The sequence below is a fragment of the Streptomyces sp. NPDC005393 genome (assembly GCF_040606675.1).
Taxonomy (GTDB): Bacteria; Actinomycetota; Actinomycetes; order Streptomycetales; family Streptomycetaceae; genus Streptomyces.
In genome coordinates this window covers 34,274-48,917 of sequence record NZ_JBEXFG010000040.1, presented here as the reverse complement: position 1 = coordinate 48,917, position 14,644 = coordinate 34,274, and the positions used below count along the sequence as shown (strand labels likewise).

General features: G+C 72.9%; 13 protein-coding genes. 12 read left to right on the top strand and 1 reads right to left on the bottom strand.

What is annotated here, in order from left to right:
* The first annotated feature begins 55 nt into the window (after positions 1-55).
* Entirely contained in the window at positions 56-790 is a 735-nt protein-coding gene (locus tag ABZS71_RS27170) for an SseB family protein (protein ID WP_356214295.1), read from the top strand.
* 120 nt (positions 791-910) lie between these two features.
* Positions 911-1,717, top strand: coding sequence for an aquaporin (locus tag ABZS71_RS27165; protein WP_356214293.1), 807 nt, complete (start codon positions 911-913; stop codon positions 1,715-1,717).
* A gap of 108 nt (positions 1,718-1,825) precedes the next feature.
* Here ABZS71_RS27165 and ABZS71_RS27160 read toward each other — a convergent pair whose 3' ends face one another.
* On the bottom strand, positions 1,826-2,191 hold the full coding sequence (locus ABZS71_RS27160; RefSeq protein ID WP_355856419.1) for a DUF1844 domain-containing protein: 366 nt from the start codon (positions 2,189-2,191) through the stop codon (positions 1,826-1,828).
* Between the two features lie 414 nt (positions 2,192-2,605).
* Here ABZS71_RS27160 and infC point away from each other — a divergent pair, with 414 nt between their 5' ends.
* From infC to ABZS71_RS27110, 10 genes are all read left to right on the top strand, one after another.
* The gene (gene infC, locus ABZS71_RS27155) at positions 2,606-3,247 is read left to right on the top strand and encodes a translation initiation factor IF-3 (protein ID WP_356214313.1); all 642 of its coding nucleotides are present in this window, start codon (positions 2,606-2,608) and stop codon (positions 3,245-3,247) included.
* 145 nt (positions 3,248-3,392) lie between these two features.
* On the top strand, positions 3,393-3,587 hold the full coding sequence (rpmI, locus tag ABZS71_RS27150) for a 50S ribosomal protein L35 (RefSeq protein WP_020867203.1): 195 nt from the start codon (positions 3,393-3,395) through the stop codon (positions 3,585-3,587).
* 100 nt (positions 3,588-3,687) lie between these two features.
* On the top strand, positions 3,688-4,071 hold the full coding sequence (gene rplT / locus ABZS71_RS27145; protein WP_355856423.1) for a 50S ribosomal protein L20: 384 nt from the start codon (positions 3,688-3,690) through the stop codon (positions 4,069-4,071).
* 347 nt (positions 4,072-4,418) lie between these two features.
* On the top strand, positions 4,419-5,252 hold the full coding sequence (locus tag ABZS71_RS27140; RefSeq protein WP_355856426.1) for an RNA methyltransferase: 834 nt from the start codon (positions 4,419-4,421) through the stop codon (positions 5,250-5,252).
* Between the two features lie 39 nt (positions 5,253-5,291).
* Positions 5,292-6,476: a PAS domain-containing sensor histidine kinase gene (locus tag ABZS71_RS27135; protein ID WP_356214291.1), complete on the top strand. Its 1,185-nt coding sequence runs from the start codon at positions 5,292-5,294 to the stop codon at positions 6,474-6,476.
* A gap of 171 nt (positions 6,477-6,647) precedes the next feature.
* Positions 6,648-7,769, top strand: coding sequence for a phenylalanine--tRNA ligase subunit alpha (pheS, locus tag ABZS71_RS27130; RefSeq protein WP_356214289.1), 1,122 nt, complete (start codon positions 6,648-6,650; stop codon positions 7,767-7,769).
* Complete coding sequence (pheT, locus tag ABZS71_RS27125) at positions 7,769-10,324, top strand: phenylalanine--tRNA ligase subunit beta (protein ID WP_356214287.1); 2,556 nt, start codon at positions 7,769-7,771, stop codon at positions 10,322-10,324. The genes pheS and pheT overlap by 1 nt, the downstream gene beginning before the upstream one ends.
* Before the next feature lie 1,164 nt (positions 10,325-11,488).
* On the top strand, positions 11,489-12,616 hold the full coding sequence (locus tag ABZS71_RS27120) for a PP2C family protein-serine/threonine phosphatase (protein ID WP_356214285.1): 1,128 nt from the start codon (positions 11,489-11,491) through the stop codon (positions 12,614-12,616).
* A gap of 83 nt (positions 12,617-12,699) precedes the next feature.
* Positions 12,700-14,037 (top strand): transcriptional regulator, encoded by a 1,338-nt coding sequence (locus ABZS71_RS27115; RefSeq protein ID WP_355858977.1) that lies wholly within the window; start codon positions 12,700-12,702, stop codon positions 14,035-14,037.
* Positions 14,038-14,105: 68 nt separating this feature from the next.
* Positions 14,106-14,636, top strand: coding sequence for an NUDIX domain-containing protein (locus ABZS71_RS27110; RefSeq protein ID WP_356214283.1), 531 nt, complete (start codon positions 14,106-14,108; stop codon positions 14,634-14,636).
* The last annotated feature ends 8 nt before the right edge of the window (positions 14,637-14,644 follow it).

The window sequence follows — 14,644 nt, the reverse complement described above, 5'->3', positions numbered from 1 at the left end:
AAGGGAGTCTCCCCCTCGGCCGAGCGGCACTACCCGTCACCGATACGCTCGTGGCGTGGCCCTCAAGAACATCCCTGACTCCGGTTTCTCCGACGACGACGGCTCGGCCGACCCCCGCCTGTCCGCGGCGCTCGCCGCCTGGGCCGACGACCGCTCCGCCGAGCCCCAGGTGCTCGCCGCGCTCGCCGGCGCGCGGCTGCTCGTTCCGGTGATCGCCCTCCTGGGGGAGGCGGAGGAAGGGCCCGACGGACTGCGCCGGGACAAGACCAGCGATATGGCGGTGCCGACGCTGGAGGCCCCCGGCGGGCGGCGCGCCCTGCCGGCCTTCACCTCGACCGAGACGCTGGCCCGCTGGCGCCCGGACGCCCGGCCCGTCGCCGTACCGCTGGGCCAGGCGCTGGAGGCCGTCGCCTACGAGAGGGCGGACACCCTGGTGCTGGACCTCGCGGGGCCGGTCGCGTACCAGGTGACCGGGCCCGCGCTGCTCGCCCTCGCCGAGGGGCGGGCGAGCGTCGATCCGCTCACCGACCCGGCCGTCGTCGCGGCCGTACGCACCCTGGTGGCCGCCGAGCCGGGGGTGGTCCGCGCGCATTTCGCCCCGGCCGACGACGCCGACGGCGTGCTCGCGATCGCCGTGGCCCCAGATGCCCCGGCGCGTGAGACGGCGCAGCGGGTGGCGGGCGCCCTGGCCGCCGATGAGGTGCTGCGGGCCCGGCTGGTGCGCGGGCTGACCCTGGCACTGCTGCCGCCGGACGCCGAGGTGCCCGGGGAACCGCTCTTCAGCCGCTGATCAGCGGCTGATCCACGGGGCGTGGGCCCCTCGGCGGAATCGAACCGACAGGCGAAGTCTCCTGATTCGCCCCACAATGCTGAGTGCAACTGGCGGTCCGATCTGCGTGAGGAGAGCGCCATGGAGACGAGAACGGTCATAGCGGAGTTCATCGGGACCGCGATGCTGGTCTTCTTCGGAGTCGGTTCCCTGGTCCTGGCAGGCGACTACATCAACGCCCTCGGCATCTCGCTCGCCTTCGGCTTCACGCTGATCGCGATCGCGTGTGCGTTCGGACGCATCTCGGGCAGCCACATCAATCCGGCGGTGACCCTCGGTGTGCTGCTGGCCAAGCGCATCGACGTCCGTACCGCCATCGAGTACTGGATCGCGCAGCTGGTGGGCGGGATCGTGGGCGCGGCGGTGCTGTTCCTGCTCGCCAAACAGGTGCCGAGGCTCCAGACGGACGACGCCTTCGGCAGCAACGGCTACGGCGGCCGCTCACCGGTGGGCCTCGGGGCGGGCGGGGCCTTCCTCGCCGAGGTCATGCTCACCTTCCTGCTGGTCTTCGTCTTTCTGACGGTGACCCGCACGGTGGCGCTGGTCGGCGTCGAACCGTTCCCGGTGGGGCTCGCCTTCGCCGCGGTCAACCTGATCGGCATCCCGCTGACCTGGGCCTCCGTCAATCCGGCGCGAAGCCTGGGCCCGGCGCTGTTCGCGGGCGGCGGGGCGCTCTCCCAGCTGTGGCTGTTCCTGGTCGCGCCCCTGGTGGGCGGGGTGCTCGCGGCCGTGGTGCACCGGTTCACCCATCTCCATCCGGCGGGGCAGGCGCCACAGCGGGAGCAGGTGACCCATCCGCCGCCGGCGCGTGGGCCGTGGGGGCGGATGCGCGGCGGACACCGGCCCGAGGCGGGCGGGTCCGAGACGAAGGGGCCGGAGGCGGCCTGAGCCGGTACGGGCTCGGAGGCGGCCTGGCGGCCTGATGCGGCCTGGCGGCCTGAGGCGGCCTGGGCCCGGGGCCCGCCCCCGCCCCGGGCGCCGCTCGGTCGGCCCGCGTCAGCCGAAGACCGGTCCGGTGAACTTCTCGCCGGGCCCCTGCCCCGGCTCGTCCGGCACCACCGACGCCTCGCGGAAGGCGAGCTGCAGCGACTTGAGGCCGTCCCGCAGCGGGGCGGCGTGGAAGGAGCTGATCTCCGTGGCGCTCGCCGAGACCAGACCCGCCAGTGCGTTGATCAGCTTCCGCGCCTCGTCCAGATCCTTGTGGAGCGGGCCCTCCTCGGCCAGCCCCAGATTGACCGCGGCGGCGCTCATCAGGTGCACCGCGACCGTGGTGATCACCTCGACCGCGGGCACATCCGCGATGTCCCGGGTCATACGGTCGAAGTCGGGGGCCGGCGGCTGGTCGGCGTTGGCGTCGCTCATGGTGGTAGGGGCTCACTTCCTGAGGGATGGTGCGCTCCAGCCTAGGGGGCCGCCGGCCGCCGTATGCACGGGGCGGGTGAGTTCACAGGAACACGGGGGGCGGACGAGCGGATGACGGCGCGGTGAGCATTCGGCCGCGGTGCTGGTATCGTAGATAAATGACCGGCCGGATCACTCATGTGTCCGGCCCACAAGTGGAGGCTCCGCGCTCCCACCTCCCGATCTCCGGTCGGCAGGTCATCGGTCAGGCTGCGCCCCGCGGTTTTAGCGCGTCGGTGCTCCCGGTCAGTGAGTGGAGCCCCGCCTGTGTACCGTGCGGGGCGTTTTTTGCGTCACGGCGCGGTGGTCTCACACTTATAGAGACGTTACGCGGCAGTCCGCCAGACGGTCGCGTGGTGCAACCGAGGAGGATCCATCAGCGCCGAGCCCCGCATCAACGACCGGATTCGCGTCCCCGAGGTGCGACTCGTCGGTCCCAGTGGCGAGCAGGTCGGCATTGTGCCGCTTGCCAAGGCCCTGGAGCTTGCGCAGGAGTACGACCTCGACCTCGTCGAGGTGGCGGCGACAGCCCGTCCGCCGGTCTGCAAGCTCATGGACTACGGAAAGTTCAAGTACGAGTCGGCCATGAAGGCCCGTGAGGCGCGCAAGAACCAGGCGCACACGGTCATCAAGGAGATGAAGCTCCGGCCGAAGATCGACCCGCACGACTATGACACCAAGAAGGGTCACGTCGTCCGGTTCCTCAAGCAGGGCGACAAGGTCAAGATCACGATTATGTTCCGGGGCCGTGAGCAGTCCCGGCCGGAGCTCGGCTTCCGGCTGCTGCAGCGGCTCGCCGAGGACGTCCAGGACCTGGGCTTCATCGAGTCCAATCCGAAGCAGGACGGCCGAAACATGATCATGGTTCTCGGTCCGCACAAGAAGAAGACCGAGGCGATGGCCGAAGCCCGTGAGGCGCAGGCCGCCCGCAAGGCGGAGCGCCAGGGTGTTCCTCACCTGGACCAGTCCCCGGACGCGTCCGCCGAGGAGCCCGCCGAGGAGCCCGCAGAGGCGTGATTGAGAGGCGCCAGCCTCGACCGCCCACCCGGGGCCGTATGGCCCCGGACACCAACCGAAACATATGACGCTTCCGTACGCCGGATCGCGGCCCGTGCCGCGCCGCCGGCCGCCGGAAGCGCCCCGACGAGGAGAGAACGGCGACATGCCGAAGAACAAGACGCACAGCGGTGCCAGCAAGCGCTTCAAGCTCACCGGCTCCGGCAAGGTGGTGCGCCAGCGCGCCGGTCGCCGCCACCTTCTCGAGCACAAGCCGTCCACGTTGACGCGCCGCCTGGCCGGCAAGGTCGAAATGGCCCCGGCCGACGCCAAGAAGATCAAGAAGCTTCTCGGCAAGTGACGCCCCGCCCCGCTTCGGCGGGGCGTGCGTCAGCCGACCGGGACCTATTCGTTTCCGGGCCGCGTGAGTCACCCGCGGCCCCGTACAAGGAGTTAAACAAGTGGCACGCGTCAAGCGGGCAGTCAACGCACACAAGAAGCGCCGGGCGATCCTCGAGCAGGCCAGCGGTTACCGGGGCCAGCGCTCCCGCCTGTACCGCAAGGCCAAGGAGCAGGTCACCCACTCTCTGGTCTACAACTACAACGACCGCAAGAAGCGCAAGGGCGACTTCCGTCAGCTGTGGATCCAGCGCATCAACGCCGCTGCCCGCGCCAACGGCATGACGTACAACCGCTTCATCCAGGGTCTGAAGGCCGCCAGCATCGAGGTGGACCGCAAGATCCTGGCCGACCTCGCGGTCAACGACGCCACCGCGTTCGCCGCGCTGGTCGAGGCGGCCCAGAAGGCGCTGCCGAGCGACGTCAACGCGCCGAAGGCCGCCTGAAGCAGGCGCTGAGCCTTACGGCACCCGGACCCGCAGGTGATCGCTCACCTGCGGGTCCGCGCATGTGCAGCCCTGCCCCCGGCTGGGGGCACCTCCCAGCGGTTGCTGGGGGCGAGCCGAAGGGGCGCGCCGCTGTCGTAAGGGAGAGCAGGTGCAGGCCCGGAGGGTTCCCATCGCTCTGGGTGCCTTGCCTGCCGGCGAGTGAGCCGAAGGGGCGCGCCGCTGTCGTAAGGGAGAGCGCGCGGAGGCCCTGAGGAACGAAGGGCCGAGCACGGTCGACTGTCGACAGTGGCTGAAAGCGCCCCGGAGGCGAACCGAGCCCCAGAAGAAAGAGAGAGGCGCACCCCATGGCGACCCCCGAGCTGACGTCCCTGCGATCGCCGCGCGTCACGGCGGCCAGACGGCTCGCCAAGCGCGGCTTCCGCGGGAAGGAGCGGCGGTTCATCGTCGAGGGGCCGCAGGCCGTACGGGAGGCGATCGCGCATCTCGTGGAGGTGTACGCGACCCCCGAGGCCGCCGAGCGTCACGCGGAGATCGTCGCCGCCGCCCGCGCCGCGGACATCCCCGTCCTCACCGCGTCCGACGAGGTCGTCGCGGAGATGTCCGACACCGTCACCCCGCAGGGCATCGTCGGGCTGTGCCGCTTCCTGGACTCGCCGTTCGAGGAGATCCTGCGCGCCCGCCCCCGGCTCGTCGCCGTCCTCGCCCATGTCCGCGACCCCGGGAACGCGGGGACCGTCCTTAGGTGCGCGGACGCCGCCGGGGCGGACGCCGTCGTCCTCACCGACGCCTCCGTTGACCTCTACAACCCCAAGGCCGTGCGCGCCTCCGTCGGCTCGCTCTTCCACCTTCCCGTCGCCGTCGGGGTGCCCGTCGAGCGCGCGGTGAGCGGTCTGAGGGAGACCGGGGCGCGGGTGCTGGCCGCGGACGGGGCGGGGGAGCGGGATCTGGACTCCGAGCTCGACGACGGGGTGCTCGGCGCCCCCACCGCCTGGATCTTCGGCAATGAGGCCTGGGGGCTGCCGGAGGCTACCCGCGCACTCGCCGACGAGGTGGTGCGCGTTCCGATCCACGGCAGGGCCGAGAGCCTCAACCTCGCCACGGCCGCCGCCGTGTGCCTCTATGCCTCCGCTCGTGCGCAGCGTGCTCCCGCAGGGTGCCGCTCCGTCACATCGACCTAGTAGGGTTGCCCCTCCGGGGGAGTGAGAGGGGGTGTGGGGATGGACGTCAGGACCTCCGGCGCCAGGGCGGCCGATGCCCATGCGCCCGGTGCGGGGCTGCCCGGCGCGGGATACGACCCGGGCGAGGGCCCCGGCCCGGCCGACGACGTGATGGCCGCGCTCGGTCTGCACCCCGACGATCTGCCCGACGGTCTGGTGGTGGCCGATGAGACCGGCCGCGTCACCTGCTTCAACGCCGCGGCGGGCCGGATCACCGCCACCCGCCCCGCCGACGTGATCGGCTGCCGGCTGGAGCGGGCCCTGCCGTTAGAGGACCTGGACGGGCGGCGCTGGTGGGCGCTGACCGATCCCTACGGAGGGCTGGCCACCCGGGTCGGCCAGCCCGAGCGGAATCTGCTGCTGCCCGGCGGCCGTGAGGTGCTGGTCTCGGCCCGTTACGTACGCGAGCGGCCCACCGGGCCGGTGTGCCGGCTGGTGGTCTCGCTGCGCGGCACCGAGGCGCGCCGGCGCACCGAGCGCAGCCATGCCGAGCTGATCGCGACCGTCGCGCATGAGCTGCGCTCCCCGCTGACGTCCGTCAAGGGCTTCACGGCCACCCTTCTCGCGAAATGGGAGCGCTTCACCGACGATCAGAAGCGGCTGATGCTGGAGACCGTCGACGCCGACGCCAACCGGGTCACCCGGCTGATCGCCGAGCTGCTGGACATCTCCCGGATCGACTCCGGCCGCCTAGAGGTGCGCCGACAGCCGGTCGACGTCGCCGCCGCCGTCCGCCGCCATGTGCAGGCGCTCACCGCCGCCGGACAGTGCGCGGAGCGCTTTCTGATCAGGGTCAGGGGGCCGCTGCCCGGCCTGTGGGCCGATCCGGACAAGATAGATCAGGTGTTGGGCAACCTCCTGGAAAATGCGGTGCGCCACGGCGAGGGAACGGTCACTATTGAGGTGGCACCCGCGGCGGTCAGACCCGCCGCGGACGGCCCCGTAGTCGAAAGGACCGCCATCACCGTGAGCGATGAGGGCCCCGGTATCCCGGAGGAGTCGATGAGCCGCGTCTTCACCCGCTTCTGGCGGGGCAGCAAGCGCGGCGGCACCGGCCTGGGCCTCTACATCGTCAAGGGCATCGTCGAGGCGCACGGCGGGACGATCACCGTCGGCCGGGCCCGCGGCGGCGGCGCCGAGTTCCGATTTACCCTGCCCGTGGGCACCCCGGCCTATCTGGTCTGATCGCCCCACGGGCTTCCCGCGGAACAGCAGACCCCCCGCGCCCCTTAGACTCGGGCCTTGGCACCTTTGGCGTCCCTTGTGGTCCCCTGTGGTCGCAGAGTCGAGCGGGGTCGCGCAGCCAGGGGGCACCTCCCAGCGGTAGCTGGGGGACAATCGGAAGCACGGGAAGAGATGTCGGCACCCAATAAGTCGTACGACCCTGTTGAGGTCGAGGCACTGAAACCGGAAGAGATCGCCCGGATGCGGGACGAGGCGCTGGACGCCATCGCCGCCGCGGGGGACCTCGAGGCGCTGCGCGAGGTGAAGGTCGCCCACGCCGGCGACCGCTCGCCGCTGGCGCTCGCCAACCGCGAGATCGGCGCCCTGCCGCCGCACGCCAAGGCGGACGCGGGCAAGCGCGTCGGCCAGGCCCGCGGCCAGGTCAACCAGGCGCTGAAGGTCCGGCAGGAGGAGCTGGAGGCCGAGCGCGACGCGCGGGTCCTGGTCGAGGAGGCGGTGGACGTCAGCCTGCCGTACGACCGCACCCCGGCCGGCGCCCGTCACCCCATCACCACGCTCTCCGAGCGCATCGAGGACATCTTCGTCGCCATGGGCTACGAGGTCGCCGAGGGCCCCGAGGTCGAGGCCGAGTGGTTCAACTTCGACGCGCTGAACTTCCCGCCCGACCACCCCGCCCGCGAGATGCAGGACACCTTCTTCGTCCGGGGCGCCAAGGAGGGCGAGTCGTCCGGAGTGGTGCTGCGCACCCACACCTCGCCGGTGCAGATCCGGTCGATGATCGACCGGGAGCCGCCCATCTATGTGATCTGTCCGGGCCGCACCTTCCGCACCGATGAGCTGGACGCCACCCACACCCCCGTCTTCCACCAGGTCGAGCTGCTGGCCATCGACGAGGGCCTCACCATGGCCGACCTCAAGGGCACGCTCGACCACATGGTGCGGGCGCTGTTCGGCGAGGGGATGACCACCCGGCTGCGGCCGAACTTCTTCCCGTTCACCGAGCCGTCCGCCGAGATGGACATGCGGTGCTACGTGTGCTGCGGCGAGTCCGTCGGCAACCCGGACCGGCCCTGCCGCACCTGCTCCAGCGAGGGCTGGATCGAGCTGGGCGGCTGCGGCATGGTCAACCCGCGGGTGCTGGTCGCCGCCGGCGTCGACCCGGAGAAGTACAGCGGCTTCGCCTTCGGGTTCGGGATCGAGCGGATGCTGATGTTCCGGCACAACGTGGAAGACATGCGAGACATGGTCGAGGGTGACGTGCGCTTCACCCGGCCCTTCGGGATGGAGATCTGATGCGGGTCCCGCTTTCTTGGCTGCGGGAGTACGTCGACCTGCCCGCCGGTGAGACCGGCCGTGACGTACAGGCCAAACTCGTCGCGGCCGGGCTCGAGGTCGAGACCGTCGAGCAGCTCGGCGCCGGCCTCAAGGGCCCCCTGGTCGTCGGACAGGTACTGGCCATCGAGGAGCTGGAGGGGTTCAAGAAGCCCATCCGCTACTGCCAGGTCGACGTCGGCCAGGCAGGGGGCACCTCCCAGGCCGAAGGCTCTGGGGGCGGCACCGGTGAGCCGCAGAACATCGTCTGCGGTGCCACCAACTTCGCGGTCGGCGACAAAGTCGTCGTCGTGCTGCCCGGCGCCGAGCTGCCCGGCGGCTTCGCGATCTCCGCGCGCAAGACGTACGGCAAGACCTCCGAGGGCATGATCTGCTCCGCCCGCGAGCTGGGCATGGCCGACGACCACGACGGCATCATCGTGCTGCCGCCGGAGTACGAGCCGGGCACCGACGCCATCGAGCTGCTCGAACTCGTCGACGATGTCCTCGACATCGCCGTCACCCCCGACCGGGGCTACTGCCTGTCGATGCGCGGCATCGCCCGCGAGACCGCGATCGCCTACGGGCTGCCGCTGCGCGACCCGGCCCTGCTGGACGTACCCGCGCCCAACAGCCACGGCTACCCGGTCAAGGTCGCCGACCCGGTCGGCTGCGACCGCTTCACCGCCCGTACGGTCACCGGGCTCGACCCCGAGGCGCACTCCCCGATCTGGCTGCAGCGCCGACTGCAGAAGGCCGGGATGCGCCCGGTCTCGCTCGCGGTCGACGTCACCAACTATGTGATGCTCGAACTCGGCCAGCCGCTGCACGCCTATGACCGCACCCGGGTCAACGGCGCGATCGGTGTCCGCCGCGCCGAGCAGGGCGAGAAGCTCACCACCCTTGACGGCACCCAGCGCGTCCTGGACGCCGAGGACCTCGTCATCACCGACGAGAGCGGGCCGATCGGCCTCGCCGGCGTAATGGGCGGCGCCGACACCGAGATCGCGGACGCCGCGGCCGCCCCCGGGACCGGCCAGGTCAAGGGCACCACCGAGGTCGTCATCGAGGCCGCCCACTTCTCCCCCGTCTCGATCGCCCGTACCGCCCGGCGCCACAAGCTGTCCTCCGAGGCGTCCCGGCGGTTCGAGCGCGGCGTCGACCCGGAGGCCACCTCGGCCGCCGCGCAGCGCACCGTCGACCTGCTGGTGCTGCTCGCGGGCGGCACCGCCGAGGCGGGCGTCACCGAGATCATCTCGCCCAGCGCACCGCACACCATCACGCTGCCCGCCGACCACCCCGACCGCGTCGCGGGCGTCACCTACGGGCGCGAGACCGTGGTGCGGCGGCTCCAGCAGATCGGCTGCGACGTCTACGGCGCCGACGACCTCACCGTCACCGTGCCCAGCTGGCGGCCCGACCTCACCGACCCCAACGACCTCGCCGAGGAGGTCATCCGGCTCGAAGGGTACGAGAACCTCCCCTCGACCCTGCCGCGGCCGCCCGCCGGGCGCGGGCTGACCAGCCGTCAGCGGCTGCACCGGCGGGTCGGCCGCGCGCTGGCCGGCGCCGGCTATGTCGAGGCGCTCAACTACCCGTTCATCGGCGAGGAGGTCCTCGACCAGTTCGGCCTCGCCGCCGACGACGGGCGGCGTGACCTGGTCCACCTCGTCAACCCGCTCTCCGACACCGAGCCCGCGCTCCGTACGACGCTGCTGCCCGGACTGCTCGCCGCGCTGCGCCGCAACGTCGGCCGCGGCGAGCACGACGTCGCGCTCTTCGAGACCGGTCTGATCTTCCGCGCCACCGGCGGCGAGCCCCCGGCCGTCGTCCTCCCTGTCGACCACCGTCCGTCGGACGAGGAGATCGCCGCGCTGAACGCCTCGCTCCCGCGCCAGCCGCGCCGCGCCGCCGTCGTCCTCGCGGGCGCCCGTGAGCAGGCCGGCTGGTGGGGCAAGGGCACCCCGGTGAGCTGGGCCGACGCCGTCGAGGCGGGCCGTATCGTGGCGCGTGAGGCGGGCGTCGAGCTGATCGTCCGCCAGGACCAGCAGGACCCCTGGCACCCGGGCCGCTGCGCCGCGCTGCTGGCCGTCGTCGACGGCGAGGAGATCCTCGTCGGCAACGCCGGTGAGCTCCACCCGCGCGTCACCAAGGCCCTCGGCCTCCCCGAGCGCACCTGCGCGATGGAGATCGAGCTGGACCATCTGGAGCGCGCGGGCACGGGCGTCGTGGAGGCCCCCCACGTCTCCACCTTCCCGGTGGCCACCCAGGACGTCGCGCTCGTCGTGGACACGTCGGTGGCCGCGGCCGACGTCGAGGCGGCGCTGCGGGAGGGGGCCGGCGATCTGCTGGAGTCCGTCCGCCTGTTCGACGTCTTCACCGGCGAACAGCTCGGCGAGGGCAAGAAGTCCTTGGCCTACGCGCTGCGCTTCCGCGCCCGCGACCGCACCCTGACCGCCGAGGAGATCGCGGCGTCCCGCGACGCCGCGGTGGCGGTGGCGGCCGAACGCACGGGCGCCACGCTCCGCGGAGCCTGACGCCGACCGACTCGCGTCGGTCGCCGTAACGAGCCGATGGGGCGCACCCCGATCACGGGGTGCGCCCCATCGCGCGCTCCCGCCGCCCGGGGGCGGCGTGCCCCCGCGGCGACCGCCACCGGGCCGCGCCGGATACGGGCGGCTGCGCCCGCCCGCACCGCAGCGGCCCTGCCGCGTTGGCGCGCCGTGGCCGCGTGTGTGCGGCCTTCCGTAGCGTCTGTCGGCGACCGGTGCCGCCGCCGGTCGTGCGGGGGTGTGGGTGGTTGCGTCGGTCCGCGTCTGCAGCGGCCGTGCGTGCCGCGTTGGGGGCGGCCTGGTCCGCGTGTGTGCGGCCTTCCGCAGCGTCTGCCGGCGACCGGTGCCGCCGCCGGTCGTGCGGGGGTGTGGGTGGTTGCGTCGGTCCGCGTTTGCAGCGGTCGTGCGTGCCGCGTTGGGGGCGGCCTGGTCCGCGTGTGTGCGGCCTTCCGCAGCGTCTGTCGGCGACCGGTGCCGTCGCCGGGCTGCGCGGGATGCGGGCGGTTGCGCTCGCCCGTGGTCCGGCGCGGTGTGGCCGCGGCTGCGCCACCTCCGTGCGTCTGAGGGCGGACCGGTCCGCCACACGCACGCCGGCCTTCCCGCAGTGGCGCTGCGGCGTCGGGCGGGCCTGCGCTCGTCGCCGCCGCTGCGGGCCGCCTGGGCGCGGTCTCCGCGGTGCGGTCGGGGCCGGGCGGGCGTACCGCCGAGGCCCGGCGCGTCGGCTCGGGCCGGCGTCGGCGGTCAGCCGCGCGGGCGCCGCCCGGGGCGCGCGCACGGGCCCCGCCCGGTGGCTCCGCCGCGTCAGCCGTTCCTCTGAGCCGGGCTGGTCTCCGGGCCCCGGTATCGGCAGACAGCCGATACCGCGTCCGGCCCACGGCGTGGTGTTCGGGGTCCGGTCAGGGCGGTGGTCACACGTTCAGGTGAGATCCGGAAGGCGACTGGTCCTTTGCGCAGGAGCTGTCGCCAGAATCGTCACGGTCGCACGGCTCGGGTCAGGACCGGCACCGGGCCCCGCCGACCGCCTCATTGGGCTGCGAGTGGGGGCGACGCATGATCGGGACCAGGGCGGTGGGCGGTGTACCGGCAACGGTGGCGGATTCGCCGTGCGGGAGGCGGCGGCGGTTTGTGCTCGTGTTTGCCTGTCTGTGGGTGGCCGGTGTCGTTGTGTGGGAGCTGTACTGCCCGCATGGGCCCCGGCTGGTGCAGGTTCTGGCCGCCGTTCCCGCCTTCGCGTACGCGATCAGCGGCCGCAGGCTCTGCATGCTGCTGGGCGGGGTGAGCGCGCTGTTCGCGCTCGTACCGCTGAGCCTCCTGGCCCCGGCGAGCCCGTCGGACGCCCTGTCCACCCGGCTCGGGGCGTGCGGGGCCATCCTCAGCGTCGTCGCGGCGGGGTATCTGACGACGGGCCGGCGGTCCCGGCTGGTGCGCGAGCTGGAGCGGGCCCGGGAGGTGGCCGCCGCCGCGCAGGACGCGGTGCTGCGGCCGCTTCCGTCCCGTCTGGAGGGCATCGAGCTGGCGGGCGGCCATCTGTCGGCCAGCCGGGGCGCCGCGGTGGGCGGCGATCTGTACGAGGCGCTGGCCACTGCCCATGGCGTCCGGGTCGTCATCGGGGATGCGCGCGGGCACGGGCTCGCCGCGATCGGCACTGTCGCCGCCGTGCTCGGCAGCTTCCGCGAGGCGGCCCACGAGGAGGCCGAACTCGCCGATGTACTGCGCCGGTTGGACCGCGCCCTGCAGCGCCATCTGCGGGAGCGCGCCGGGGGCGAGTACCCGCCGGAGAGCCCGGAGGCCGAGGAGTTCGTGACGGTCCTGCTGCTGGAGGTGGGCCGGGACGGCGAGGTCACCGCGCTCAACTGCGGCCACCCCTGGCCGTACCGGCTCTTCGAACAGCCGGTGGGTCCGGCCATGGCCCGGCAGACGGCCCCCGGCGAGGTGCTGCCCCCGCTCGGCCTCTTCCCGCTCCCCGCCGAGCTGCCCGTCGCCCGCTGCCGCGATCTGCGGGGCGGGGACGCGCTGGTGCTGCACACCGACGGCGCCGAGGACGCGCGCGACGCGCACGGCGCGTTCTTCCCGTTGCGCCGCGCCCTCGCCGAGGCCGCGGGCCCCGGCCCGATCGTGCCGGCGGCGGTGGTCGCGGGGGTGCGCGCGGCGGTGCTGCGGCACACCGGTGGCCGGCTCGCGGACGACATCGCCCTGGTCGCGCTCCGCAACGACCGCAGTCCGCTGTCCGCCCACCCGGCCCTCAGCGTCCCGGCCGGCGATGCCCGCCACCGCTAGGGCGCCCCTCACGCGCCCTCTTCACACCCCGTGCGAATCCCCCTCCACTACGCTGAGCGCACCGAGGGCATCGGGAGGGCGCCATGGAGCCCAACACACTGCTCGATTCCTTACTCGACGAGGCCGGAATCTCCCACGCGGGGCTGGCCGCGCATATCAACGAGGCGGGCCGGGCGCGCGGCATGAGGCTGCGGTACGAACACACCGCGGTGGCCCGCTGGCTGAAGGGCCAGCGGCCGCGCGGTCAGGTGCCGGACCTCATCTGCGAGGTGCTCGGCGAGCGGCTGCACCGCGCGCTCACCCTGGACGACATCGGTCTCGGCACCCCCGGCAGCCCCCGCGCGCCCGCCACCCCGCTCTCCGGCTTCGTCGAGCGCGCCACCGCGCTGTGGCGCTCCGACGAACAGCAGCGCCCGCATGTCATCGGCGCCCCGGCGGTCACCGGCACGCCCGCCGTCATCCCGGTGTGGGAGTGGGAGAACCCGCCCGAGGACTCCGATGTGTCACGCCACGGCCTGACCCGCGTCAGCATGACCGACATCGACATGCTGCGCGCCGCCCGCGCCCACTACGAGCAGCTGTACCGCAAGGCCGGCGGCATCGCGACCAGAGCCCGCGTCGTCGGCTTTCTCAACTCCGAGACCGCGCCGCTGCTGCGCGGCAGCTACGCCGACGACACCGGCCGTCAGCTGCACCGGGCGACCGGCGGCCTGGTGGCCATCGCCGGGATCTGCGCGTACGACTCCAACGCGCACGGCCTGGCCCAGCGCTACTTCCACCAGGCGCTGCGGCTCGCCAAGGCCAGCGGCGACCGGGGCCTGGGGGCCTACGTCATAGCGCTGCTCGTCACCCAGTCCCTGTACATGAAGGAGCACCGGCAGGCGGTCGCCTTCGCCGAGTCGGCGCTGCGCGCCGCGGGCGCCCAGATCACCCCCGCGCTCGCCGCCGATCTGTACGCCATGCAGGCCAAGGCGTACGCCCGGCTCGGCGACGGCGCCGGGGCCCTGTCCTGCATCCGGCGCGCCGAGACCGCGGCCGACCGGATCCGGCCGGGCCAGGAGCCCGACGAGACGGGTTACGTCCAGCCGGGGCTGGTGAACATCCAGGTGGCCGAGGCGCTGCTGAGCCTCGGCGACCTCGGCGGCGCCCGGGAGCACGCCACCGCCGCCGTCGGCACACCCGCGCACGACCGGGGCCGGGTGCACCGGCTCGCCATGCTCACCCATATCGAACTGCGCCAGGGGGACGCGGACCGGGCGGGCGCCACCGCCGTGGAGATGACCGAGCGGGCCCGCGGGATGGAGTCCCAGCGGTTACGCGACCGGTTGCGCGCGGTGCGGGAGCACCTCGCGACCAGCGGATCCGCGGCGACATCCGTGGCAGCCGAGCTCATCGACGGGGCACTGCGCGTTCCTCTCTGACCGCGGTCCGCACCCTCGTCAGCGGTTGGCCGAGGATTGCCATCTGTCCGACGGAAGGTGGCTGACCAGTGCGATGGAAGAACCTCAGGGAGCAGACCGTGTACGAGAACCGATGGTTCCGGGTCAACCTCGCGGATGTCCGACTCCCCGACGGCCGTCATCTCGACCACTATCTGATCCGGCTCCGACCGGTGGCCGTGGCCACCGTCGTCAACGCGGCGAACGAGGTGCTGCTGCTGTGGCGGCACCGCTTCATCACCGACACCTGGGGCTGGGAGCTGGCGGCGGGCGTCGTCGAGGACGGTGAGGACATCGCGGAGGCCGCGGCGCGCGAGATGGAGGAGGAGACCGGCTGGCGCCCCGGCCCGCTGCGCCATCTGCTCTCCGTCGAGCCGTCCAACGGGCTCACCGATGCCCGGCACCATATCTACTGGGCCGAGGAGGCCGACTACGTCGGGCCCCCGGAGGACGACTTCGAATCGGACCGCCGTGAATGGGTCCCGCTCAAGCTGGTGCCCGATCTGGTCGCCCGCGGCGAGGTGCCCGCGGCGAACATGGCGGCCGCGCTGCTGCTGCTTCACCACATACGCCTCGGCTGAGCGGTGGG

Bases quoted from the DNA above. Each gene is read 5' to 3' on its own strand.
- rpmI (WP_020867203.1), top strand. From the start codon at position 3,393: ATGCCGAAGAACAAGACGCACAGCGGTGCCAGCAAGCGCTTCAAGCTC.
- pheT (WP_356214287.1), top strand. From the start codon at position 7,769: ATGCGGGTCCCGCTTTCTTGGCTGCGGGAGTACGTCGACCTGCCCGCC.
- ABZS71_RS27165 (WP_356214293.1), top strand. From the start codon at position 911: ATGGAGACGAGAACGGTCATAGCGGAGTTCATCGGGACCGCGATGCTG.
- ABZS71_RS27135 (WP_356214291.1), top strand. From the start codon at position 5,292: ATGGACGTCAGGACCTCCGGCGCCAGGGCGGCCGATGCCCATGCGCCC.
- ABZS71_RS27115 (WP_355858977.1), top strand. From the start codon at position 12,700: ATGGAGCCCAACACACTGCTCGATTCCTTACTCGACGAGGCCGGAATC.
- ABZS71_RS27160 (WP_355856419.1), bottom strand. From the start codon at position 2,191: ATGAGCGACGCCAACGCCGACCAGCCGCCGGCCCCCGACTTCGACCGT.
- ABZS71_RS27140 (WP_355856426.1), top strand. From the start codon at position 4,419: ATGGCGACCCCCGAGCTGACGTCCCTGCGATCGCCGCGCGTCACGGCG.
- pheS (WP_356214289.1), top strand. From the start codon at position 6,648: ATGTCGGCACCCAATAAGTCGTACGACCCTGTTGAGGTCGAGGCACTG.